The sequence below is a fragment of the Brucella sp. IR073 genome (assembly GCF_049065735.1).
GTDB lineage: Bacteria > Pseudomonadota > Alphaproteobacteria > Rhizobiales > Rhizobiaceae > Paramesorhizobium.
This window is the reverse complement of sequence record NZ_JBAKHD010000006.1, coordinates 1-21357: the sequence shown is the minus strand read 5'-3', so window position 1 is coordinate 21357 and position 21357 is coordinate 1. Positions and strand designations below refer to the sequence as shown.

Genomic DNA, 21357 nt, shown 5'->3' with positions numbered 1-21357 from the left:
TCAATGCCCGACCTTTGACAAGACGTTCGATTTCAGGAAGCGCTCCACGACCAGCATGAAGGCGATGGAGGGGATGAGCAGCAGCAGCGCCGTGATCGACGCCACCTGGTAATTGCCCCCGGCGCTGGCCGTATAGAGCAGCAGCGGCAAAAGGTTCACATCCGGCGCGCCGACGAAATAGCTGCCGGTGAACTCATCGAGCGATTCCAGAAACACGAAGATGGCGCTGGCGAGAAGGCCGGGTGCGGCAAGCGGCAGGGTCACGTCGCGGAAGGCGCGCATGGCGCTTGCCCCGAGCGAGCGGGCCGCCTGCTCCAGTTCATTATCCACCGCCGCGAAGGCAGCTGTCGCGATCCACACCGCATAGACGAGGCCATGGGTGACATGGACGAGGACGACACCGGCGATCGTACCGTTGAGGCCGAACTGATAGAACAGCCGCGCGATGTTCACATAAACAGGCAGATTGGGAAACGCCTGCGGGATGAGGAAGGCGAGCAGGATCGCCGCGCGGAACGGCAGTTTCAGCCGGGCGAGGGCGTAGCCGGCGGGAATGGCGAGCGCCAGCGCGACGATGACAGTCAGCGCCGCCACGAACACGCTATTTGCAAGCGATTCCAGCGCGTTGCCGCGTGGGCTGAACACGCGCTCCCAATAGCTGAAGCCGTAATCGAGAGGCAGCGCATGCGGAAAATACCACCGTTCCGCCACCGTCCAGAGCAGGAGGTTGGCGAGCGGCCCGAAGATGATGAAGGCGAGAAGCCCGAGCAGCAGGGCGCGGGGTATCCATTTGAGGCTCATGCCCGCTCCCTCATGCTATGGCGCAGGTAAGCCCAGGCGGCGCAGACCGTGATCAGCAGCGAGATGAGGCCGAGCGCATTGGCGAGGCCGTAATCGCCATAGGCGTTGATGCGGAATGCAATGTCCGCTGTCAGCATGGTCGGCGACTGGGCGTTGATCATCAGCGGCACCGACAGCACCGACATCATAGTGACGAAGGAAAGGATGAGCCCGACCATCAGCGAGGACGCGACTTGCGGAACGAGGATTTCAGTGAGGATGCGCAGGCGCGAAGCGCCAAGATTCCGCGCGGCCTCGATGGTGCCACGGTCGACCGAGGCCATTGCCCCCGCCACCAGCAGCGTGACGAAGGGCGTCTGCTTCCAGACGAAGGCGATGACGATGCCGCGCCAGTCGAGAAAGCTCATCGCCTGCAACGGGGTGACGATGCCGGAGGCGACGAGGACATTGTTCATGAGGCCGTTCTTGGCAAGAAAGGTCCGTAGAATCTGGCCCACCACGATGAAGGGGATGAAAAGCGGCCAGCGGTAGAGCCAGCGCAGGATCGCCACCGCGCGCGGGTTCTCGCCCAGCGTCAGATAGCCTCCGATGGCGATGGAAAAGATGCCGATCAGCGCGGTGGAGAGGCTGACGATGACGACTGTGAAGATGATGTCGGAGGTGTAAAGCTCGAACGCCTTGGTGAAGTTGCCGAGGCCATAGCCCCCTTCAAGCGCAAACGCGCCGATGACAGACGCGCCCAGCGGGACGACGAAGAGGAGGACGATCACCGCCAGCGCGGGGAGGACGAGCAGGAGGCCGAGGAGGGATTTGGGCATGGGGTTCAAAATGAGCGGTTAGGATGCCGGGCGTCTCCTTCCCCCTTGCGGGGAAGGTGCCCGCGTTAGCGGGCGGATGGGGGTGGTGACGGGTGCGCTTTTGCTGGAGAAAATAGCGTAAACGTCACCACCCCCACCCGACCCTTCGGGCCACCCTCCCCGTAAGGGGAAGGGAGGGCGTCTGGCTTAATTCACCGCTTGCCGCTCATACGCTTCCAGGATCGCCTTGTTATAGGGCGCGATCGGGAAAGGCTTGCCGTTCTTGGCGAGGTCATCAGGGGTGATGTCCACGAACAGCTTGTTCCAGGTGGCGTCGTCCAGCTCCGCCTTGACATGCTGCGCATCGATGCCGGGATACCAGTTGAAGCGCTTGACGATGCCTTCGGCCTGCACCTTCGGGCTGGTGGCGAGCTCCACGAACTTCTCAGCCAGTTCCTTGTTGGGCGCATTGGCTGGGATCACATAATGCATCGGCTGGCCGGGCATTCCGGGGGCGGGGAGGAACAGCTTGAACTCGGGCGGCAATTGGCCGTTCGCCTGCCAGGAATAGAACATGTCGACCCAGACCGGCCCCATGGCGATCTCGCCGCGCGAGAGCAGGTCGAGCGTACCGGCATTACCGGGCGTGAGCGTGGCGTTCTGCGTGAATTCCTTGAGGCCGGCGAAAGCCTTGTCCCACTTCTTGGTTTCGGCTTCCTCGAACGGGCCGTTCATCAGCTTGTTGGCGTCACCGTCGCCGAAGGCATAAATCCAGCCCATGACGAAGCTGACGCCGGATGCGCCGCCCTTGATGCCGTTATAGCCGAACTGCTTGGGATTGGCCTTCGCCCATTCCGCCAGTTCCGCATAGCTCTTGGGCGGGTTCGGAACGAGCGCCGGGTTATAGGCAATTGCCGTCTGGCTGTTGAACATCGGCATGACATAGCCGCGCACATCGGCACCCAGCACCTTGTCGGCATTGGCGCGCGTCACCAGCTTGCCGGTGGAGATGCGGTCGCGATAGGCGTCCAGATAGCCGCCCTCGACCATCGGGCCGACGAATTTTTCATGGGCGACGGCAACGTCCGTATCCCAGACCTTGGCGCCGGCTTGCGTCTGCGCCTCGAAGCGCTCGACGATCTTCTGCGAGCCGGCATCGCCCGGACCGGTGCCGACGACGCGCACGGTGTTGCCGGGGTTCTCTTTTTCGAAAAGCGGCCCGAGGTAATTGTTGACGTAGTCGACCATGTTCTGGTCGCCGGCAGTCATGATGGTGAGTTCCGCCGCCCCAGCGGGCGAAGCCGCGAGGCTGAGGGCGAGCGTTGCCTGAAGGAGTGTCTTCATCGGTTGCGTCTCCGGTTGGTGAAAATCATGCGTCGGATGCTTCCGGCATTCGGGTATTTCCGCCCGCCTGCCGGGATTGGGTGTTGAAGAGAAAGAGCTTGTCCGCGGGGATGCGTATCCGGACCGCCTCACCGCGCTCGTAAGGGGAGGGGGCGTCGACCAGCAGCACCTGCGGCCCGACGCGCACCGAATGCCGCCAGAGGCCGCCCGGATAGCTCGCCGCCTCGACATGGCCAATCAGTTCCAGCGCGCCGGATGGAAGTCCGCTGCTCGCCTCGCCGGAAACCAACTCCGCCGCCTCGGAACGGAAGCGCGCTTCGAACGCGCCGCTTACGAGGTTGCGCCCGTCGAGCGGCAGCACGGCGCGGGCATTGCCGGGCCCGGCGTCGATCATGATCTCATCGCCGCCGACGGTGCCAGTCAGGGCGAGCATATTCTCTGCGCCCATGAAGGCGGCGACGAAGGGGGAGGCGGGGCGGTTATAAACCTCCTGCGGGGTGCCCTGCTGCGCGATCTCCCCTGCCGCCATGATGACGATGCGGTCGGCCATCACCATGGCTTCCTCGCGGTCATGAGTGACATGCACCGCCGTGATGCCGAGCCGCTTTTGCAGCGCGGTGATGTCATGCCGCACTTTCAGGCGAATGCGCGCGTCGAGATTGGAGAGCGGCTCGTCGAGCAGCAGGATCTGCGGGTCCACGGCCAGCGCCCGGCCAAGCGCCACACGCTGGCGCTGGCCGCCCGAAAGCGCGGCGGGTTTGCGGCTTCCGAGGCCGGAAAGGCCGAGCAATTCTTCCAGCTCGCCGACGCGCCGGGCGATGTCCGCGCGCGGCAGACCCTTGAGCTTCAATCCATAGCCGATGTTCTGCGCCACCGTCATATGCGGCCAGAGCGCATAGGACTGAAAGACCAGCGCCATGCCGCGGCGATCGGGGGAAAGCGGCGTCACATCCTTGCCCGCCACGGCGATCCTGCCCGCGGATGGCTGCACGAAACCGGCAATGGCGCGCAAGAGCGTGGTCTTTCCGCAGCCGGAAGAGCCCAGCAGCGCCACGAACTCGCCCTTGCTTATACCGAGACTGAGCCCATGCAGAACCCGCGTCGCGCCATAGCCGACCGACAGATCCCTGATCTTAAGAAATGCATCCTCGCCCATTTTCACCCTTTGCACAGCTGTGCAACGAGGGGCGGAAGATGCCCCTCAGCGAGCGGAGCTATAAGGGGCGTTCATAACGGGGAGATGACGGTGCTGCGGTTATCGGGAGAAGCGCCGACATTGCCCAAGCGCCATGCGTTGAACGGCGCGCTGCGGAGGGCTGCGGCGTGTCCGCCGATGGGTGGATCATATAAAAGCGGGTCAATCCTGTGTGAGGACATCTTTATCCATTTTCAAAATGACGAGTCCAGACCGGTAAATCGCGTCGAGCCTGCGCTCGATCAGATGGTATAATCCTCCGGTTGCGGTCTCTATTTCACTCTCCGTAAAGCCTAAAGTCGTCAACGCCATAAAAAACTGCAAGTAAGTGCTATCTACAATCCCTCGTCTTTTTTTAGGAAAATCTGCTAAAAAGGGTAAATTATCGCTCCATTGGTCAACTATACTGCAAATCTGCTTATAGTTCGCCGACATGTTACAACTCCGTTTTATCGAAAACTACAAGTCAATACTTACTTTGCCTAGTGCTTACCATTTCCCTTAACTAAACTCGAAAGTGTTATCATAGCATGGATTGTCCGCTTAGGTTGAAAATTGTATGGTTAGGTGCCCTTAAAGCCCACAGGGCTGCAGGGTGACTGACCCCATGCCCGTCCCGCGAAGCCGTGCGTGGGGTCAGTTCTTTTGACGCTGTTGCGGGGCCGCAACATTTTTCCGTGGGTTATCCACCGGCGGGGATAGTTTCCAGCCATGGGAACATTCGGAATTCCCGTCAGTTTCCTCCAGAGCATGGTCCCGAAGAGTCGCAGACTTCCCGGTCAAGATCATGCGTGAAAACAACGAGTTAGGAGGACATCATGACCGGAACTGAGCGTAACGCTGATATCGGGTGGCTTAATTCTCGTGGCAGCGAGGACGAGGAGATTCGCTATCTGGCGGAGAATACGGACCTTTCGCCGCTTCAAGCGCGGGATCTGGTGCAAAAGCACGGCACGGATCGCGAGAAATTGCTGAAGATCGCCAAAACGATCAAGGCCGAGGGCTAGAGCGTGATACCCGCACGGGCCTGATCGCATCACGCTCTAAGAGAATGCCGCAGATCAGGCCTGCACGTCGATGATGCCCATCATGCCCAGCTGCTCGTGCTCCAGGATGTGGCAATGGTACATGCGCGGGCCGGGGAGGTCCTGCCGGATGAGGAACCGTACCGTTTCGCCGCGCGCGACATTCACCGTATCCTTCCAGGCAAGATAGGCCGGTTTCGACACTTTCCCGTCTCGCTCGTGCTCGATCACCTGGAACTGCGTGCCATGCACGTGGAAGGGGTGGTCCATGTCGGCCCGGTTGACGATTTCCCAGAGCTCGGTCGCGCCGCGTTTCGCGACGAGATCGACACGATTCATGTCGAAGGCCGCGCCATTGATGAGGAACTGCATCGCTCCGTGATCCGCGCCCATGGCTTCCGTCAGGACGAGGCGCCGCGTGACCGTCGGGCTGCTGAGCGGGGTGATGGTGCGCAGCTTTTCGGGAAGCGGGGGAACGTCCGAAGCGGGCACGCCGGAGACATCGACCGTCAGCAAGCGCAGGCCCGCATCATCAGGTTTGCCCGGTCCCATCCAGCCGCGGTCGTAGTCGAGCGTCTCGAGGCGGGCCTGCCCCGGCTGGTCGAAGGCGACAACGAGATCGACACGCTCGGCGGGGGTAAGCAGAATTTCCTCCACCTCCACGGGCGCTTCGAGCAAGCCGCCATCAGTGCCAACGATCGTCATGCGGGCATTCTCGAAAGCGAGCCGCAGGAAACGCGCATTGGTGGCGTTGTAGAGGCGCAGCCGCCGCTTCTCGCCGGGACGCACTGCGAGGACGGGGTTCTTCTGACCGTTTGTAAGCACATGGTCGCCGACCCGCCCGTTCATCATGTCGGTCATCGTGCTTGGCGGCATGGTGCCATCGGCGGCGAGGCGCAGGTCGGTAAACATCAGCACCGTGTCGCCATATTGGGCGGGGATGGGATCGTGCTTCGGCTTGACCAGAAACACGCCCGCAAGGCCGCGATAGACCTGCTCCGCTGTTTTGCCATGGGGATGCGGATGATACCAGTAGGATGCGGCGCTCCCTTCCGGCAATTGGAAGGCATAGATGCGCTCGTTGCCCGGCGCCACCGCGTCCATCGGGTTGCCGTCCTGGTCCGCAGGCACCGGCATGCCATGCCAATGGATCGTGCTTTCTTCATCCGGAACATCGTTCCGGAAAGCAATTTCCACGCGGTCTCCCTCGGTCACCTCGATGAGCGGGCCGGGGCTCATGCCGTTATAGGCGAGGATCGGCGTGTCGAGGCCTTTGGCAAATTGCGCCGTGGCCGGGCCGGCGGTGAGCCGCGCCTTGAACAGGCCGGGGGCGGCGGCTTCGTTCGCGAGGCGGGGCAATTCGCGCAATGGTTCGCCTTCGGGCAGCACGGGCGCTTTGCCTGGCGCGGACGTCTGGTGGCCGCCGTGCTCCTCCATGTCCATGCCGGGCATATGGTGCATCTGTGCGCTGGCAGGGCCTGCCAGCACGAGGGTTGCCACTCCACTCAGAAATGCGCGTCGGTGCATAGTCGTCTCCATCAAGCAAATCCCGGATTCGGCCTTGTTCTTGCCGCATGATCGTCCCCGAAAAGTCTGCAGTTTGTCGGGATTCATGCTCTAAGCCTACGGGTTACAACGATGGGAAGGTCAAGCCTTGCTCTATCGCAACCGCACCCCCGCGGAGTCGAACAGGCGGTGATGATCCGCACGGCAGGCGAGCTGGATATGCGCGCCCGCTGGCACTGGCGCAGTGCCTCTATATTCCGCCACCAGCGGCTGGCCATCCTCAAGCTGGCAGTAGAGATATTGCGTGCCGCCGAGATATTCAGCGAAATCCACCTTTGCCGGAATCGCCGTATCGGACGCCTCGGCAAGGGTGAGATTTTCCGGACGGATGCCGAAGGTGATCTTCGTTCCCGGCACAGGCGGGCGGGCGAGGGGAGAGCGAATTTTCCGTCCCGCCAATTCGACCTCACCGTCACCGCTCCACACGGCATCAAGCAGGTTCATGCGCGGCGAGCCGATGAAGCCGGCGACGAAGGTGTTGGCCGGGTCTTCATAGACCTCGCGCGGGCTGCCTTCCTGCTCGATCCGGCCATTGCGCAGCACCACGATCTTGTCGGCGAGCGTCATCGCCTCCGTCTGGTCGTGGGTGACATAGATCATCGTGTTGCCAAGCTCGCGGTGCAGCCGGGCGATCTCGACGCGCATGGAGACGCGCAGTTCCGCGTCGAGATTGGAAAGCGGCTCATCGAACAGGAACACATCGGGCTTGCGCACGATGGCCCGGCCAATGGCGACGCGCTGCCGCTGGCCGCCGGAGAGCTGGCCCGGACGGCGGTCGAGCAGATGATCGATCTTGAGGATCGCGGCGGCTGATTTCACCCGCGCCTCGATCTCCTCCGGCTTCGTGCGCGCCATTTTCAGCCCGAAGGCGAGATTGTCCCGCACGCTCATATGCGGATAGAGCGCATAGGACTGGAACACCATGGCGATGCCGCGTGTGGAGGGATCGAGATCGGTGACGTCGCGCCCATTGATGGAGATGTCGCCATCCGTCACCTCCTCCAGCCCGGCGATCATGCGCAGAAGCGTGGATTTCCCGCAGCCGGAAGGGCCGACGAAGACCACGAACGAGCCTTCATCGATGGCAAGATCGACGCCATGGATGACATCGACATTGCCGAAGCTCTTGCGGATATTTTTAAGCACGACTCCCGTGCGGACCGTCCTATCCATGGCTGAGAGTCCCCGCCCGCATCCAGACCAGCATTTCGCCCGGCGCGCGATTGTCCCAGAACGGATAGGGGATGAAGCGCGCCGTCCTTTCCCGTTTGGCCGGCGGCGCGGTGCGGTAGAGCGTATCGCCCCAGTCGGCTTCGTCGCTGATGACGGAGAGGTCCAGCGCCACCGCGCCATCGAGTTCGGGGACTTCGACGGTCCGTGCCCCCGCAATATCGCCCGTCAGCTCGATGGCGTTGAGATTGTCGCCATTGTCGACGCCTTCAGCGCAATAGACGAGCGGCCCGCGCATCAGCGCCGCGCGGCCTGCATCCTGCCGTACCAGCGGGTTCGCCCAGAGCGCACGGGGGATGAGCGGAATGTCGAGCTCGACACGGTCGCCCGCCTGCCACTCGCGTTCGATACGCGCATAACCGTCCACTGTCACCGACGCCAGATCGAGCGCCTCGCCATTGACCTTGACCGAAGCACCACGCGCCCAGCCGGGAATGCGCAGCGACAGGGCGAAGCGGGCTGGCCGGTCTGCCGCAAGCTCGAAGCGGATCGCGCCGTCCCAGGGGTAGCGGGTCTTTTGCGTCAGATCGATCTTCGCGCCGCCGATTTCGAAATGCGCCTTGCTCTCGCCATAGAGATGCACGGCGATTTCATCCTCGGCGACCGCATACATATAGGAGCCGATGGACACCATCAGCCGGGCGATATTGGGCGGGCAGCAGGGGCAATGGTGCCAGACCCAGCGGTGGTGCTTGCCGGTACTTTCGAGCGGATTTTCGTAGAAGAAGGTCTTGCCGTCGAGCGACAAGCCCGCCATCGCGCCATTATAGAGCGCCTGCTCCATGATGTCTGCATAGCGCCGGTTCGGCCCCCGCCCGAGCATCCGGTTCGCCCAGAAGACGAGGCCGACCGAGGCGCAGGTTTCGGCATAGGCGGTTTCGTTGGGCAGATCGTAGTAATCGGTGAAGCCCTCGTTCGACGCCTCCGGACCGATGCCGCCGGTGATGTACATCTGCTTCGTCGTCAGATCGTCCCACAGGGTCTCGAGGGCGGAGGTCAGGCTGTCGTCATTGTATTCCGTGGCGATGTCGGCCATGCCGGAATAAAGATACATGGCCCGCACCGCATGGCCGACCACCTTTTTCTGCTCGCGCACCGGAAGATGGGCCTGCCCGTATTCATAAGATTTCTGAATGAAATCCTTCGGGTCGCGCCCGTCGCGGCGGGCCTCTTCATCGAAGAAATGCGGCTCAGTCCCGCGCTCGTCTATAAAGAATTTGGCAAGGTCCAGATATTTCTTCTGGCCCGTTACGCGGGCGAGCTTCACCAGCGCCAGCTCGATTTCCTCATGGCCGCAATAGCCGCGAAGCTGGCCCTCGCCGCGCCCGAACACCGTGGTGAGATAATCGGCATAGCGGCACATGATGTCGAGCATCTTCCGCTTGCCGGTCGCCTGATAATAGGCGACCGCGCCTTCGATCAGATGGCCGCCGCAATAGAGCTCGTGATGGTCGCGCAGATTCGTCCAGCGCCGGTCGGGTTGAACGCGCTGGAACCAGGCGTTGAGATAGCCGTCCTTGTCCTGAAGCTTCTCATACATGTCGATAATGGCATCGACGCGGGCCTCCAATTGCGGGTTGGGCCGGCGATAAAGCGAATACGCGACGGTTTCGATGGATTTGCCGAGGTCGCTGTCCCAGAACATCTGCGTCGTGCCGCCCCAGGGCTGGATCGGGATGACGATGCCGGGAGAGGGCTGGTCCACATCGATGGCTTTGACCATGCCCGCCTCGACGCAGCGGTCGAGCAGTGTTTCGGCGGTGGTATTGCAGATGGCATCCTGCCGGTCGCCGAACAGGCCCCCGATCTCGACGCTGGGGACGGGGAGGGGACGGAACTGGCGGTCTCTTTTGGCTTTGGTCATGGCTTGTCTTTCTTGAGATTATTTCACCGCGCCGGCCATGAGCCCGCGCATGTAATAGCGTTGCAGGAGAAGGAAGACGATGAGGCAGGGGATGGTCATCACGGCGACGCCCGCCTGCACCGCGCCCCAGTTGATCGCGCCGAGGCGTCCGGCGCGCACCGCCATCATCAGGACGGGAAGGGTGTATTTCTCATTGCTGGACAAGAGCACCAGCGCGGCGAGGAACTCGTTCCAGGCGTTGAGAAAGGCGAAGATCGCCACCGTCGCCACGCCGGGCAGCACGAGCGGCAGAAGCACGCGCAAGAGCAGCCGCAGATCCCGCGCCCCATCGATCCGCGCCGCCTCCTCGATTTCCTTCGGCACCGCGTCGAAGGCATTGCGCATCATGAACACGGAGAAGGGCAGTTGCAGCGTGACATAGACCAATGTCAGGCCAATCAGCGAATTGCTGAGGCCGAGCTTGGCGAGGATGATAAAGAGCGGCGTCAGGATCGACTGGAACGGGATCATCAGCGTGGCGATGACAAGCACGAAGAGCACGTTCTTCAGCGGAAAACGGTAGCGCGAGAAGCCATAGCCCGCGAGCAGGCTGACGGCGACGGTCAGCACCACCGTCGCCAGCGACACGGCGAGCGAATTGACCGTATGCTGCCAGATACCCGCGCCGAAGCTGTCGAGCGAGCGGTAGGATTCAAGGCTGAAGCCCTCGGTCGGCCAGGGCGGCAATGCCGGCTGCCGCGCCTCGGTGCCATGGCGGAACGAGGCGAGGAAGACGATGGCAAGCGGCGCGAGGAAGAACAGCGCGATGATGATGCCGGCGCCGTGATAGGCCGCGAGGGCGCGGAGGGCCTTGACGGCGCGGCGTTGCTTTGCGGTGCTCATGGCCGTTCCTCCCCGATCTTCAGAAGCCGCAACTGCACGATGCTGATCAGCACCAGGATGACGAGCAGCGCGATGGAGAGGGCTGCGCCATAGCCCAGATTGAACGACACGAAGGACTGGTTGAAGATGTGGTAGACGACCGAGATCATCCGGTTTTGCGGGCCGCCCGAGGTCATGATGTAGAACTGGTCGAAGGCGAGGATCGAGCCGGTGACGGAGATGATCAGCGCCAGCGCGATGGTCCGCCGCATCAGCGGCAGGGTGAGATACCGGAAGCGCTGCCAGCGGCCCGCGCCGTCGATCCGCGCCGCTTCGGTAAGCTCAGCGGGAATGGCCTGCAGGCCGGTCAGCAGGATGATCATGGTGAAGCCGGCGATCTTCCAGACGACCATGACGATGATGGTGAGGAAGGCCGTATCGAAATTCGCCAGCAGGTTCGGGCTTTTCTCCACCAGTCCCAGCGCTTTCAGGGCAGGGGCGATAAACCCGCCATCGACATTGGCAAGCCAAGCCCAGAGCAGCGAGGCCGTGGCAAGACCGATGACGACGGGCAGGAAGATGACGGTGCGGTAGGCGCCGACGAACCGCCGCTCCTTTTCCACGAAGATGGCGAGCGGAAACGCGACGGCGAAAATCGCTGTCGTGACGATGATGGTGTACCAGGCGGTAAAGCGCAGCGCCGCCAGGAAGCGGGCATCGTTGACCATGCGGAAATAATTATTGAGCCCGATCCAGCGATGCGTCCCCATCAGCGGCCAGTTGTGGAGGCTCATCCATGCGGTGAAGATGACGGGCACCACGAAGAAGACGATGACGAGCGCCATCGCCGGGGCGATGTAGAGGAGGCCGCGCCATTGCGTGGTTCGCTTTCGTTTGCGGGTAGAAGGAGGTTGACCGGCGTCGGTCATGGGGTGCTCCTGATGGGTTCGCGCCCTCCCTCCCCCTTGCGGGGAGGGTGGCCCGAAGGGGTCGGGTGGGGGTGGTGACGCTTGCGCACGTTTGTCAGCAAAAGCGCAAACGTCACCACCCCCATCCGCCCGCTCCGCGGGCACCTTCCCCGCAAGGGGGAAGGAGGGCGTCGGCGTTTACGTTACTGCCCGCTATCGATAATCGACTGCATCTCGCTCTGGGCGTTGGCAAACGCGCCGTCCACGTCGTCGCCGAAGATGGCGGCGTTCGTGAACGTGGCCCACGGGCCGTTGGCGCTGTTGATCAAATCGTTGAACTGCAGCGTGTAGGGCGTCTTGGCGACGCTGATCGCCTTCAGGCCCACCTGCATGCGCGGGTCTAGGCCTTCCAGCGCCTTATCGGCAATATCCGCGCGCGTGGGCAGGCTGCCATATTTCGCCATCACCTTCTGGCCATCGAGCGAATAGACATATTCGAGGAATTCCTTCACCGCGGCGAGCCTCTTCGTGCCCTTGGTGACGACGAAATTATCACCTCCGGCAAAGGACGACGTGCCGCCGTCGATGCCCGGAATGAGGGTGACGCCGAAATCGATGTCGGGATGCTCGGTCACCAGCGTGCCGATGGCGAAGGCGCCGAGGCTTTGCTGGCCGATCTTGCCATTGGTGAAGGAAAGGAAATTCGTGCCATTGTCGCTCGCGGCGCCTGGCGGGACGAGGTCTTTTTTGACCATGCTGCGATAAGCGTCCACCGCCTTGCGCATTTGCGGCGTGTCGAGCGTCGCCGTCTTGCCGTCGGCGGAGAGAATGTCCGCGCCCGAGCCCCAGATGAGCGGGGTGAAGGTGAAGATCATGCACCCGCCGCAACCGCCGCCCGAGAAATAAAAGCCGTAGGTGTCATCGCTGACTTTACGGATTTTCTCGGCATTGGCTTCGATTTCCTGCCAGCTCGCGGGAGCCTTCTCCGGATCGAGCCCGGCCTTTTTATAGAGGTCCTTGTTCCAGGCGAAGACAGAGGTTTCCACTGAAAGCGGCAGGCCGTAAATGCGGTCCTGATAGGTGCCGAGCCGCACATGCGACGGCGAAAGCGAATTGAAATAGGGGAGCTGCTTCGCCCAGTCGGTCAGATCTTCAAGCTGGCCCGCGGCAGCGAAGGCCGGGGTGTAGATCAGGTCGAGCGACAGCGCGTCGGGCGCCTGCCCGCCGGCAATGGCGGTTGCGTATTTCTGCACGAGTTCCGAGAACGGCACCTCCGTTGCCGTGACCTTGTTCTCGTGGCTGGCATTATACGCCTCGACCACCTTCTTGAAGGCATCGCCAATTCCGGTTCGCACCCACATTTCCACCGTTTCGGCTGACGATGCTTCCGATGCGAGACATAAGCTGGCGACAGTCGCCATAAGCAAGCGTTTGATCATCGATTTCCCTCCCAAAAACGGCGCGCCTCCCGCGCCCGATGCATTTTATGAAGACTCCCGAACCACCAGATGACAAGGCAGTTTGCGCACACCTCGCCCAACCTCCTGGCCCTCCGCCATAGCCAGAACCGTCAAGCCCGCCTCCCGGCCGATCGCCTTCAGGCCCATATCGACAGAGGTCAAAGGCGGGCGTGTCTGCTCCGCCATGATCTCCCAATTGTCGAAGCCGATGACCGCCACATCGTTGGGCACGCGGATGCCCCGTTCGCGCAAGGCATCGATCACGCCCCGGGCGATCTGGTCATTGCCGCAGAAGATGGCATCCGGCTTCTCGCCATCCCGCTCCCAGATGTCCGCCACCGCCGCGTGGCCCCAGCTTTCCGACCACGCGCCGTAGAGAACCGGCATCGCATCGCCCGCCAGCTCGCGGTAAGCGTCGGCGCGTTCGCGCACCGAGAAGAAGCTCACCGGCCCGGTGACATGGGCGATGCGCTTGCGCCCTGACTCCATCAGCCGCTCCACCGCCAGCCTCGCGCCTTGCGCGTCGTCCGAGCGAAGCGTCACGCTGTTCGGCGGCCCTTCGGCGAACGCATAGACCACCGGCACCCGCAGGCCGGACAGATCGACCGGCAAAGAGCGGTCCACCCGCTTGCCCGTGGCGATGATGCCATCCACCTGCTTGTCGAGCATGGCATCCACATGGATTTGCCCGAGCGCCGGATCATCCTCGATGGCGCAGAGGAAGACGGAAACCCCACGATCCACCAGCGCCTCCGATATGCCGGCCATCACAGGCAGGGTGAAGCGTCCGTAGGTGTCGTTGGTGAGAAGGCCGATGGTGAAGCTGCGCTTGCTGAGCAGGCCCCGCGCCAGCGCATTGGGCCGGAAGCCGATCTCGGCTGCGATGCGTTTCACCCTCTCCCGCGTCTCCCCGCCGATGCGCCCGGTATCGTTGAGCGCCTTCGACGCCGTCGAAATGCTCACCCCTGCCGCTTCGGCCACGTCATGGATGGTTATCCGCCCTTTTTGTCCCTCCAGTTTCCGCCTCCATTATTTTGATATGAGAAAACCTTTTCCCAGTGATGTTGTCAATAGGGAAAAGGTTTTCTCTGACCATTTTATCAGCGCGGCATATCGAAGAGCAGGGCCTTGCCATCCGTCAGCCACTCGATGTCAGGCACCTCTGCGTTAGCGATCTGGAGTCCGTCACCGGTGCGCAGCGTCTCGTCGCCGATCCGGGCCAACCCTTCGACGATATGGACGAAGGCGAGCCGGTTCGGGACTGCCGGGATGCCCATCCGGTCGCCATCCTTCGGATGAGCAATCGAAATCCGGCTGCCCGAGAGCAGGGTGAGCGGCGCTTTACCGGCCTCGCCACTGGCGATCAGCGTCCACGCGCGTGTCTCTTCCGGCGCGGGCAGGCGGATGTGCTGATATGCCGGCGCACGGTTCAGGACCTCAGGAATGAGCCAGATCTGCAGGAGATGCGCCGTCTCGCTTTCGGAGGCGTTCATTTCGGAATGCCGAAGGCCCGTCCCGGCCGACATCAGCTGCATTTCGCCCGGTGCGATGGTCGAAACATTGCCCATCGTGTCCCGGTGCTCGATCTCTCCCTTAAGAACCACGGTGAGAATGTCCATATTGTCGTGCCCGTGCTCGGAAAAGCCGGAACCGGGCGCGATCGAGTCTTCGTTGATCACCCGCAGCGGGCCGAAGCCCATGCGCGTCGGGTCCTGAAAGCCGCCGAAGGAGAAGGTATGGTAGGAGTCGAGCCAGCCCTTTTTCGTGCGGCCGCGGCTCATGTTTTCGTGGATGAGGATCATAATAAATCTCCTGCGCGCAACCGGCGTGTTCCCGGGCACGTCTCTGATGATTGAAATGGTTATGCGACTTAGCGGGTCAGAAACGCCTGCAAATCCGAAAGCTCGTTCTGGCGGATTTCATGCCCGCCGGAGTGCAGGCTGAGCTCGACCTCGGCTTCCTGCTGCCGGAACCATTGCGCCAGCGCCTCCGTCTCCTGCATCGGGCAGATCGGGTCGCGCTCGCCCGCGGTGATGAGGATGCGCTTGTGCTCCAATCCGTGCTGGGGCAGGGGCGTCCACGGGATCAGCGGGTGCAGTAGCGCGGCGCGGTCGAACAGCTCGGGATATCGGAACAGAACCGCGGCCAGAATATTCGCGCCGTTCGAATAGCCGAGGCCATAGACCGGCCGGTCGGGATGCTGGGCCACATGAGCGGTGATGAAGCCTGCCATCTTTTCCGTGCGCAGCGCCAGATCCTCCATGTCATAGACGCCTTCGCCCCTTCGGCGGAAGAAGCGCAACGCGCCGAATTCCGACACATCTCCCCTTGGCGAAACGATGCCCGCATCGGGCAGCATCTCGGCCACCAGCCTGGTGAACTGGAATTCATTGCCGCCCGTGCCGTGGAAGGTGAAGACCAGCGGCGCCCCGGCGGCGGGCTCTTTCCTGTAAGCTTCGTAGGAATCCGGCATGATTTGTCTCCAGCGGACAGGGCTTGATGCCCGCCCGCTTTTGGTTTCATCCATAACGTATGACGGCGCATAATCCTGATCGAAAAGTCTGCAACTTTTCGCGATCACGCTTCAGTCCCTGATCGGTTCCAGCAGGTCTTCGATTTTTGCGCGCAGCGGCTCGTAGCGCGCCGGCAGCTTCAAGGCCTCGCCCAGATGGGCGGTGTCCTCGTCGCGGTCGAAACCGGGCTCGTTGGTGGCGATTTCGAACAGCACGCCGCCGGGTGTGCGGAAATAGATCGCCCAGAAATAGTCGCGGTCGATGACGGGTGTCACCTGATAGCCGGTATCGAGCAGCGCCTTCCTGACTTCGAGTTGCGCGGCACGGTTTTCGACCGCGAAGGCGATATGGTGGACGGAACCGGCGCCCTGCCGGGCAAAATCCGCCTGTGGCAGCGTCTCGATGTCGATGAAGTCAGCGCCATTACCGCCCGGGATGGCGAAGCGCGACCAGTTGTCCCTGCTTTCCACCGCCTGATAGCCCATGAAGCCGAGAAGCTCGCGCGCCGCGCCGTCATCCCGGAGGCGCATGCTCGCGCCATGAAAGCCCTTGATCGCTTCGGCGGCGCCGATTTCATCGGTGAGCCAGCCCTCGCGGCGGTCGTCATCCACTTCAACCAGCGCGAAGCGGTCATTGTCAGGCCCGAGGAAGCGCAGCCGCTTTTCGCCGAACGCTTCGGTTTCCTGAAGGCCCTTCACCTGGAGCGCCTCGAGCCGACCCTTCCAATAGCCGAGCGCGCCTTTCGGCACGGCAAAATAGGTTTCGCCCACTTCGCCGGCGCCGGGGCGTCCCGCCGCGATATGCGGGAAGGGGAAATAGGTCATGACCGAGCCGGGCGTCCCCACCCTGTCGCCATAATAGAGGTGATAGACTTCAGGAGCATCGAAATTGACCGTCTTCTTGACGCGGCGCAGGCCCAGCGTCCTGGTGAAAAAGTCGCTGTTCTCCTGTGCGTCCGCGGCAAGCGAGGTGACGTGGTGCAGGCCTTTGATCTGGGTAAGCATGGCGGGTTTCCTTTATATCAGGCGCCCTCGCGCCTTCGTTCTGGGTGGAAAGATGGGGGAACCGAGCCATAAAGAGAATAGAAATAATATTGACGATATAATTGCAATTAATGCAATAATCTGCCGATGACCGATTTGAACGACATCCGCGTATTCCTCGCTGTCGCCCGGCAAGGGAGCTTCGTCGCCGCCGCACGGCAATTGTCGATGACCGCCCCAAGCGTGACCCGCGCCGTCAGCTCGCTGGAGCAGCGGCTCGGCGTGCAATTGCTGCTGCGCACCACGCGACAGGTGTCGCTCACCTCTGCGGGCGCGGTCTATGCCGCACGGGTCGGGCCGTTGCTGGAAGCCTTCGATACGGCGGCTGAGGAGGTGAGGGCGGAAGAGGGCGAAGCGGCGGGGCTGATCCGGCTCAATGCGCCCCTGTCGCTCGGCCAGCGGATCCTGCCCGACATCATATCCGGCTTCCGCGCGGAGCATCCCGGCATCGCGGTGTCGGCAACGCTGACCGACCGCTTCATCGATATCGTCAATGACAGTTTCGACCTCGCCATACGCATTTCGGAGCCGCCGCGCGACAAATCCACGATTTGGCGCAAGATCTGCCGGGTACGCCGCATATTGGTCGCCTCGCCCGGCTATCTCGCCGTCAATGGCACCCCGGACATGCCCGACGATCTCGATGACGCGGCCTGCATCGCCTATGACGAGGAGGCATTGGCCGAGGGGTGGGAACTCACCCATGCCGGACGAACGCGAAGGGTGCGGGCCGGCAAGGTCTTGGCCGCCAACAATGGCGACCTGATCGCACGGCTTGCCGAAAATGGAGAGGGCGTGGCGCTCCTACCCTTCTTCATCGTCGAAGAGGCGCTCGGCGCGGGCCACCTTGTCCAGATCCTGCCCGACTGGCAACCGCCCGAACTGTGGCTGACGCTTTATTATCCCCCTTACGACAAACTGCCGATGCGGGTGGGGAAATTCTCGGATTTCTTCGAAACCTACGTCACGACGATCCGGCCGCTTTGAGCGCATCACGCAAATGCGCGATGAAGACCCGCACCTTTTGCGGCACCAGCCGCGTGGTCGGATAGACGGCCCAGATATTGAGCGGCTCAGGCTCGGCCTCTTTTATATCGACGCGCTGGAGGCGGCCTGATTTGAGGTCGTCGGCAACGTTCCATGCCGCGAGCAGGGCGATGCCACCGCCGGCGAGGCAGGTTGCGTGGCAGCCCTGGATCGTGCTGGAGGTAAATCGCCCGCTCAGGCGGACTTTCTTCTCCCTGCCCGCGATGAGAAAGGTCCAATGGGTGACGCCCGACAAGGGCAGGCAGATATGCCGGACGAGATCGTCCGTGGAGGCGGGAAGGCCATAGCGGGCGATATAATCGGGGCTCGCGACGAGCACACGCGGATTGTCGGCCAGTTTCTGCGCAATCAGGCTGCTGTCGCGCAGGCGGGCGATGCGTATGGCGAGGTCGGTGCCCGTCGCAACCAGATCAGGCAGGCTGTCGGTCAGGTCGAGCGCGATGCGCATTTCCGGATTTTCTTCCAGCAGCTTCGGAATGAACGGCGCGATGAACCTGACGCCGAAGGCGACCGGCGCGGATACGCGCAATAGCCCCACCGCCGTGCCGGTTTCCGAGCGCAGCCGCGTCAGCGCCTCCCGTTTCGTCTCCAGCAATGCTTCGGCATAGGGCAGGAAGGTTTCACCCTCGGGGGTGAGCGCCAGCGACCGCGTGGTGCGGTGAAGCAGCCTGATGCCGAGGTCCGTCTCCAGCGAGGAGAGGCGGCGCGTTGCGACCATCGGCGTCAGCCCCAGCCGCCGCGCGGCCCCCGCCAGGCTGCCGGCGCTGACCGCCGCGACGAAGACCTCGATATCGTCGATATTCATATTCATTATATCGAAATCCGTTATTCCAGTCGAACAGCGGCCGACACTAGAACGCGCGAGACCAATAATCTAGATAGCTGCAACCAACCATTTCTCTGTAAAAGGCAGCAGCATGACATCGCATCAGCAGCATCAATCGCCCGATGGCGGCGGTATCGGGCGGGTGACCCTCTTCGCCATGGCGGCGGCCTGCGCCATTGCCGTTGCCAACATCTATTACAACCAGCCGATGCTGGGCCTGATCGAGGCAGACTTCCGCGGCCAGCCGGCAACGGCCTTCATCCCGACGGCCACGCAGCTCGGCTATGCGCTGGGGCTGTTCTTCCTCGTGCCGCTCGGGGATCTTCTTCACCGGCGCAAGCTGATCGTCGGGCAATTCATCCTGCTGGCGGCGGCGCTCACGGTGACGGCCATTGCGCCGTCAGCCCTTTGGCTAGCGCTTGCATCTCTGGCAGTCGGAGCCTGTGCGACGGTGGCCCAGCAGATCATCCCGTTTGCCGCGACGCTCGCCTCACCGCAAAAACGCGGCGCGACCATCGGCACGATCATGGCGGGTCTACTTTCCGGCATTCTCTTGAGCCGCACCGTATCCGGCTTCGTCGGCGAACATGCGGGCTGGCGCGAGATGTTCTGGCTCGGCGTGCCGCTCGCCCTTATCGCCGCCGTGACGATGGCCTTGACCTTGCCGGATCACCGCGCCACCTCGCGCATGGGCTATCTAAGCGCCCTTCGCTCCCTCGCGCATCTCTGGCAGCGGGAGCCGCAACTGCGGACGGCCACGATGACGCAGGCGTCGCTGTTCGGCTCCTTCTCGGCCTTCTGGACGATCCTCGCATTGTACCTGCAAAGCCCGCATTTCAACCTTGGCGCCGATGTCGCCGGATTGTTCGGCATCGTTGGCATGGTCGGCATCCTCGCTGCACCCCTTGCCGGGCGCATCGCTGACCGGCGCGGCCCGCACATCGTCGTCTGGCTTGGCGCGGCGCTTACGCTCCTCGCCTGGGTGGTGTTCGGCGCGTGGAGCTCGCTCTTCGCACTGGTCGCCGGGGTGATCATTCTCGATTTCGGCATACAGAGCGCGCAGGTGTCGAGCCAGCACATCATCTATGCGCTCGACGGCGAGGCCCGCAGCCGGCTCAACACCGTGTTCATGACCGGCATGTTCCTCGGCGGCTCGGCTGGGTCGGCGCTGGCAACCGTCGCCTGGGGCTATGGCGGCTGGCACGGCGTTTCCATTCTGGGCGGGCTGTTCGCGATCATCGCCCTCGGCGTCAAGGCGCTTCAGCGCCGCGCGCGCCCATCGGGCAGTGTCGCCCATCAGGCGGAATAAAGAAGGGGAGGGGTCGGCGCTCTCTTCTCTTTCTCTCCATTCCATCCGCAAAGGAAGTGAGGTAAATAAGCCGCAAGAGATTTGCGAGACATGCGAGAGAACCGAGAATGAATCTTGCGGGATTTATTGCCTATAGCGGCGCGCTGGCCGTCGCCGCCGCCATACCGGGGCCGGGCGTTACAGCGCTGGTGGCGAGGGCCTTGGGTTCCGGCTTCCGGTCGTCGCTCTACATGGCGTTCGGCCTCGTTCTCGGCGACCTCACCTATCTGACCGCCACGGTTCTGGGCCTTGCCTTCGTCGCACAGGCTTTCGGAACGGCTTTTCTCGTCATCAAATGGCTGGGCGTCGCCTATCTCGCATGGCTCGCCTGGACGTTTTGGAACGCGGGCATTACCGCCGAAAAGATCGAGGCGAAGAAGGCGAGCGGCGGCGCTTTCTCCAGCTTCATGGCCGGCCTCCTGGTGACGCTGGGCAATCCGAAGACGATGATCTTCTATCTCGCGCTCGCGCCGACCCTGGTCGATCTGCAGCATCTGACTTTTTCCGATTATGGCGGCCTGGTTGCCTGCACGGTCGTCGTTCTGCTGGTGGTGCTGGTGCCCTATCTGATCCTCGCCGCCAAGGCGCGCATGCTGCTGCAAGCCCCGCGCGCGCTGAAGCGCCTCAACCGCACCGCCGCCGCCTTCATGGCCGGCGCGGCGCTGACGATCGCGATGCGACACTAAGATTTCCAAGTAAATTCTGATAGAGCGGCTGTCCGCATTCGGCGGTCGGCCAAAGTGATTATTATTCTTTATTCCGAGCTGGATGTTCATCCCTGCTTTCCGAGGCATCGACCAATATCAGCAAGGGGTTTAAAACTAAAATATTGCTTGTTTCCTGACGATCCATAAGTTTAGATGCGGTTATTCCAACCTCTTAGTAAAAAGTTCACTTATGATTGTAAAGTCTTCCTCTCCCGATATACTTCGCATCGCCGTCGCCCAGTTCAATCCCGTGCTCGGCGACATAAATGGCAATCTCGCCAAGGCACGCGAAATACGCGCCGACGCCGCGCGGCAGAAGGCGGATATCGTGCTCTTCACCGAGCTTTTCATCTCCGGCTATCCGCCTGAGGATCTGGTGCTGCGCCCGGCTTTCACTGCCGCCTGCGAGAGGGCGGTGCGGGAGTTCGCCGCCGACACGGCGGATGGCGGGCCGGGCGTCATTATCGGTACGCCATTGCGGCGCGAGAGCGGCCTCCATAATTCGGTTATGGTGCTCGATGGCGGCGAGGTGATCGCCGAGCGTTTCAAGGTGGATCTGCCGAATTATGGCGAGTTCGACGAGAAGCGGGTGTTCCAGGCGGGCGCCTTGCCGGGGCCGGTCAATTTCCGCGGCGTTAGGCTTGGTATTCCCATCTGCGAGGATATCTGGGGCGATCTCGGCGTCTGCGAGACGCTCGCCGAAAGCGGGGCGGAAATCCTGCTCGTGCCCAATGGCTCGCCCTATTATCGCGGCAAGGTGGAGGTGCGCCATCAGACGGCGATCAGGCAGGTGATCGAAACCGGGCTGCCGCTCGTCTTCGC

General features: G+C 62.4%; 21 protein-coding genes. 5 read left to right on the top strand and 16 right to left on the bottom strand.

What is annotated here, in order from left to right:
- The 5 genes from ACOWVG_RS14340 to ACOWVG_RS14320 all read right to left on the bottom strand — a co-directional run bounded on the left by ACOWVG_RS14340 (position 1) and on the right by ACOWVG_RS14320 (position 4572).
- Positions 1-801: an ABC transporter permease gene (locus ACOWVG_RS14340; protein ID WP_420962928.1), complete on the bottom strand. Its 801-nt coding sequence runs from the start codon at positions 799-801 to the stop codon at positions 1-3.
- On the bottom strand, positions 798-1619 hold the full coding sequence (locus ACOWVG_RS14335) for an ABC transporter permease (protein WP_420962927.1): 822 nt from the start codon (positions 1617-1619) through the stop codon (positions 798-800). Before ACOWVG_RS14335 ends, ACOWVG_RS14340 begins: the two co-directional genes overlap by 4 nt.
- Before the next feature lie 186 nt (positions 1620-1805).
- Positions 1806-2942: an extracellular solute-binding protein gene (locus ACOWVG_RS14330; protein ID WP_420962926.1), complete on the bottom strand. Its 1137-nt coding sequence runs from the start codon at positions 2940-2942 to the stop codon at positions 1806-1808.
- Positions 2943-2967: 25 nt separating this feature from the next.
- Positions 2968-4098: an ABC transporter ATP-binding protein gene (locus ACOWVG_RS14325; protein WP_420962925.1), complete on the bottom strand. Its 1131-nt coding sequence runs from the start codon at positions 4096-4098 to the stop codon at positions 2968-2970.
- A gap of 201 nt (positions 4099-4299) precedes the next feature.
- Positions 4300-4572, bottom strand: coding sequence for a hypothetical protein (locus ACOWVG_RS14320; RefSeq protein WP_420962924.1), 273 nt, complete (start codon positions 4570-4572; stop codon positions 4300-4302).
- A 383-nt stretch (positions 4573-4955) separates the two neighbouring features.
- Between ACOWVG_RS14320 and ACOWVG_RS14315 the strand changes: the two genes are divergently transcribed.
- On the top strand, positions 4956-5144 hold the full coding sequence (locus ACOWVG_RS14315; RefSeq protein WP_420962923.1) for a hypothetical protein: 189 nt from the start codon (positions 4956-4958) through the stop codon (positions 5142-5144).
- 54 nt (positions 5145-5198) lie between these two features.
- Here the strand turns inward: ACOWVG_RS14315 and ACOWVG_RS14310 are convergent, their stop codons facing one another.
- The 10 genes from ACOWVG_RS14310 to ACOWVG_RS14265 form a co-directional block, all read right to left on the bottom strand.
- Positions 5199-6689: a multicopper oxidase family protein gene (locus ACOWVG_RS14310; RefSeq protein WP_420962922.1), complete on the bottom strand. Its 1491-nt coding sequence runs from the start codon at positions 6687-6689 to the stop codon at positions 5199-5201.
- Positions 6690-6821: 132 nt separating this feature from the next.
- On the bottom strand, positions 6822-7901 hold the full coding sequence (locus ACOWVG_RS14305; RefSeq protein WP_420962921.1) for an ABC transporter ATP-binding protein: 1080 nt from the start codon (positions 7899-7901) through the stop codon (positions 6822-6824).
- Positions 7894-9822 carry a glycoside hydrolase family 127 protein gene (locus ACOWVG_RS14300; RefSeq protein ID WP_420962920.1) on the bottom strand — a complete coding sequence of 643 codons (1929 nt, stop codon included), beginning with the start codon at positions 9820-9822 and terminating at the stop codon, positions 7894-7896. Before ACOWVG_RS14300 ends, ACOWVG_RS14305 begins: the two co-directional genes overlap by 8 nt.
- An 18-nt stretch (positions 9823-9840) precedes the next feature.
- A complete protein-coding gene (locus tag ACOWVG_RS14295) occupies positions 9841-10704 on the bottom strand; it encodes a carbohydrate ABC transporter permease (protein ID WP_420962919.1) in 864 nt (287 codons plus the stop codon).
- On the bottom strand, positions 10701-11612 hold the full coding sequence (locus ACOWVG_RS14290; protein WP_420962918.1) for a carbohydrate ABC transporter permease: 912 nt from the start codon (positions 11610-11612) through the stop codon (positions 10701-10703). The genes ACOWVG_RS14295 and ACOWVG_RS14290 overlap by 4 nt, the downstream gene beginning before the upstream one ends.
- 182 nt (positions 11613-11794) lie before the next feature.
- The gene (locus tag ACOWVG_RS14285; protein WP_420962917.1) at positions 11795-13030 is read right to left on the bottom strand and encodes an ABC transporter substrate-binding protein; all 1236 of its coding nucleotides are present in this window, start codon (positions 13028-13030) and stop codon (positions 11795-11797) included.
- A gap of 45 nt (positions 13031-13075) precedes the next feature.
- A complete protein-coding gene (locus ACOWVG_RS14280) occupies positions 13076-14068 on the bottom strand; it encodes a LacI family DNA-binding transcriptional regulator (protein WP_420963098.1) in 993 nt (330 codons plus the stop codon).
- An 83-nt stretch (positions 14069-14151) separates the two neighbouring features.
- Entirely contained in the window at positions 14152-14853 is a 702-nt protein-coding gene (locus tag ACOWVG_RS14275; RefSeq protein ID WP_420962916.1) for a pirin family protein, read from the bottom strand.
- A gap of 68 nt (positions 14854-14921) precedes the next feature.
- On the bottom strand, positions 14922-15527 hold the full coding sequence (locus tag ACOWVG_RS14270) for an alpha/beta hydrolase (protein ID WP_420963096.1): 606 nt from the start codon (positions 15525-15527) through the stop codon (positions 14922-14924).
- A 108-nt stretch (positions 15528-15635) separates the two neighbouring features.
- Positions 15636-16568: a VOC family protein gene (locus ACOWVG_RS14265; RefSeq protein ID WP_420962915.1), complete on the bottom strand. Its 933-nt coding sequence runs from the start codon at positions 16566-16568 to the stop codon at positions 15636-15638.
- 126 nt (positions 16569-16694) lie between these two features.
- Between ACOWVG_RS14265 and ACOWVG_RS14260 the strand changes: the two genes are divergently transcribed.
- A complete protein-coding gene (locus tag ACOWVG_RS14260; protein WP_420962914.1) occupies positions 16695-17594 on the top strand; it encodes a LysR substrate-binding domain-containing protein in 900 nt (299 codons plus the stop codon).
- Here the strand turns inward: ACOWVG_RS14260 and ACOWVG_RS14255 are convergent.
- Positions 17572-18459, bottom strand: a complete 888-nt coding sequence (locus tag ACOWVG_RS14255) for a LysR family transcriptional regulator (protein ID WP_420963094.1) — start codon at positions 18457-18459, stop codon at positions 17572-17574. The genes ACOWVG_RS14260 and ACOWVG_RS14255 overlap by 23 nt on opposite strands.
- 112 nt (positions 18460-18571) lie before the next feature.
- Here ACOWVG_RS14255 and ACOWVG_RS14250 point away from each other — a divergent pair, with 112 nt between their 5' ends.
- The 3 genes from ACOWVG_RS14250 to ACOWVG_RS14240 all read left to right on the top strand — a co-directional run.
- Complete coding sequence (locus ACOWVG_RS14250; RefSeq protein WP_420962913.1) at positions 18572-19789, top strand: MFS transporter; 1218 nt, start codon at positions 18572-18574, stop codon at positions 19787-19789.
- A gap of 107 nt (positions 19790-19896) precedes the next feature.
- Positions 19897-20514, top strand: coding sequence for a LysE family translocator (locus tag ACOWVG_RS14245; protein WP_420962912.1), 618 nt, complete (start codon positions 19897-19899; stop codon positions 20512-20514).
- A 211-nt stretch (positions 20515-20725) separates the two neighbouring features.
- Positions 20726-21357 (top strand): nitrilase-related carbon-nitrogen hydrolase (locus ACOWVG_RS14240; protein WP_420962911.1); only part of this gene is annotated, 632 nt, incomplete at its 3' end.

Excerpts from the sequence above, each read along its gene's own strand:
- ACOWVG_RS14340 (WP_420962928.1), bottom strand. The coding sequence starts at position 801 with ATGAGCCTCAAATGGATACCCCGCGCCCTGCTGCTCGGGCTTCTCGCC.
- ACOWVG_RS14335 (WP_420962927.1), bottom strand. The coding sequence starts at position 1,619 with ATGCCCAAATCCCTCCTCGGCCTCCTGCTCGTCCTCCCCGCGCTGGCG.
- ACOWVG_RS14330 (WP_420962926.1), bottom strand. The coding sequence starts at position 2,942 with ATGAAGACACTCCTTCAGGCAACGCTCGCCCTCAGCCTCGCGGCTTCG.
- ACOWVG_RS14325 (WP_420962925.1), bottom strand. The coding sequence starts at position 4,098 with ATGGGCGAGGATGCATTTCTTAAGATCAGGGATCTGTCGGTCGGCTAT.
- ACOWVG_RS14320 (WP_420962924.1), bottom strand. The coding sequence starts at position 4,572 with ATGTCGGCGAACTATAAGCAGATTTGCAGTATAGTTGACCAATGGAGC.
- ACOWVG_RS14315 (WP_420962923.1), top strand. The coding sequence starts at position 4,956 with ATGACCGGAACTGAGCGTAACGCTGATATCGGGTGGCTTAATTCTCGT.
- ACOWVG_RS14310 (WP_420962922.1), bottom strand. The coding sequence starts at position 6,689 with ATGCACCGACGCGCATTTCTGAGTGGAGTGGCAACCCTCGTGCTGGCA.
- ACOWVG_RS14305 (WP_420962921.1), bottom strand. The coding sequence starts at position 7,901 with ATGGATAGGACGGTCCGCACGGGAGTCGTGCTTAAAAATATCCGCAAG.
- ACOWVG_RS14300 (WP_420962920.1), bottom strand. The coding sequence starts at position 9,822 with ATGACCAAAGCCAAAAGAGACCGCCAGTTCCGTCCCCTCCCCGTCCCC.
- ACOWVG_RS14295 (WP_420962919.1), bottom strand. The coding sequence starts at position 10,704 with ATGAGCACCGCAAAGCAACGCCGCGCCGTCAAGGCCCTCCGCGCCCTC.
- ACOWVG_RS14290 (WP_420962918.1), bottom strand. The coding sequence starts at position 11,612 with ATGACCGACGCCGGTCAACCTCCTTCTACCCGCAAACGAAAGCGAACC.
- ACOWVG_RS14285 (WP_420962917.1), bottom strand. The coding sequence starts at position 13,030 with ATGATCAAACGCTTGCTTATGGCGACTGTCGCCAGCTTATGTCTCGCA.
- ACOWVG_RS14275 (WP_420962916.1), bottom strand. The coding sequence starts at position 14,853 with ATGATCCTCATCCACGAAAACATGAGCCGCGGCCGCACGAAAAAGGGC.
- ACOWVG_RS14265 (WP_420962915.1), bottom strand. The coding sequence starts at position 16,568 with ATGCTTACCCAGATCAAAGGCCTGCACCACGTCACCTCGCTTGCCGCG.
- ACOWVG_RS14260 (WP_420962914.1), top strand. The coding sequence starts at position 16,695 with ATGACCGATTTGAACGACATCCGCGTATTCCTCGCTGTCGCCCGGCAA.
- ACOWVG_RS14255 (WP_420963094.1), bottom strand. The coding sequence starts at position 18,459 with ATGAATATCGACGATATCGAGGTCTTCGTCGCGGCGGTCAGCGCCGGC.
- ACOWVG_RS14250 (WP_420962913.1), top strand. The coding sequence starts at position 18,572 with ATGACATCGCATCAGCAGCATCAATCGCCCGATGGCGGCGGTATCGGG.
- ACOWVG_RS14245 (WP_420962912.1), top strand. The coding sequence starts at position 19,897 with ATGAATCTTGCGGGATTTATTGCCTATAGCGGCGCGCTGGCCGTCGCC.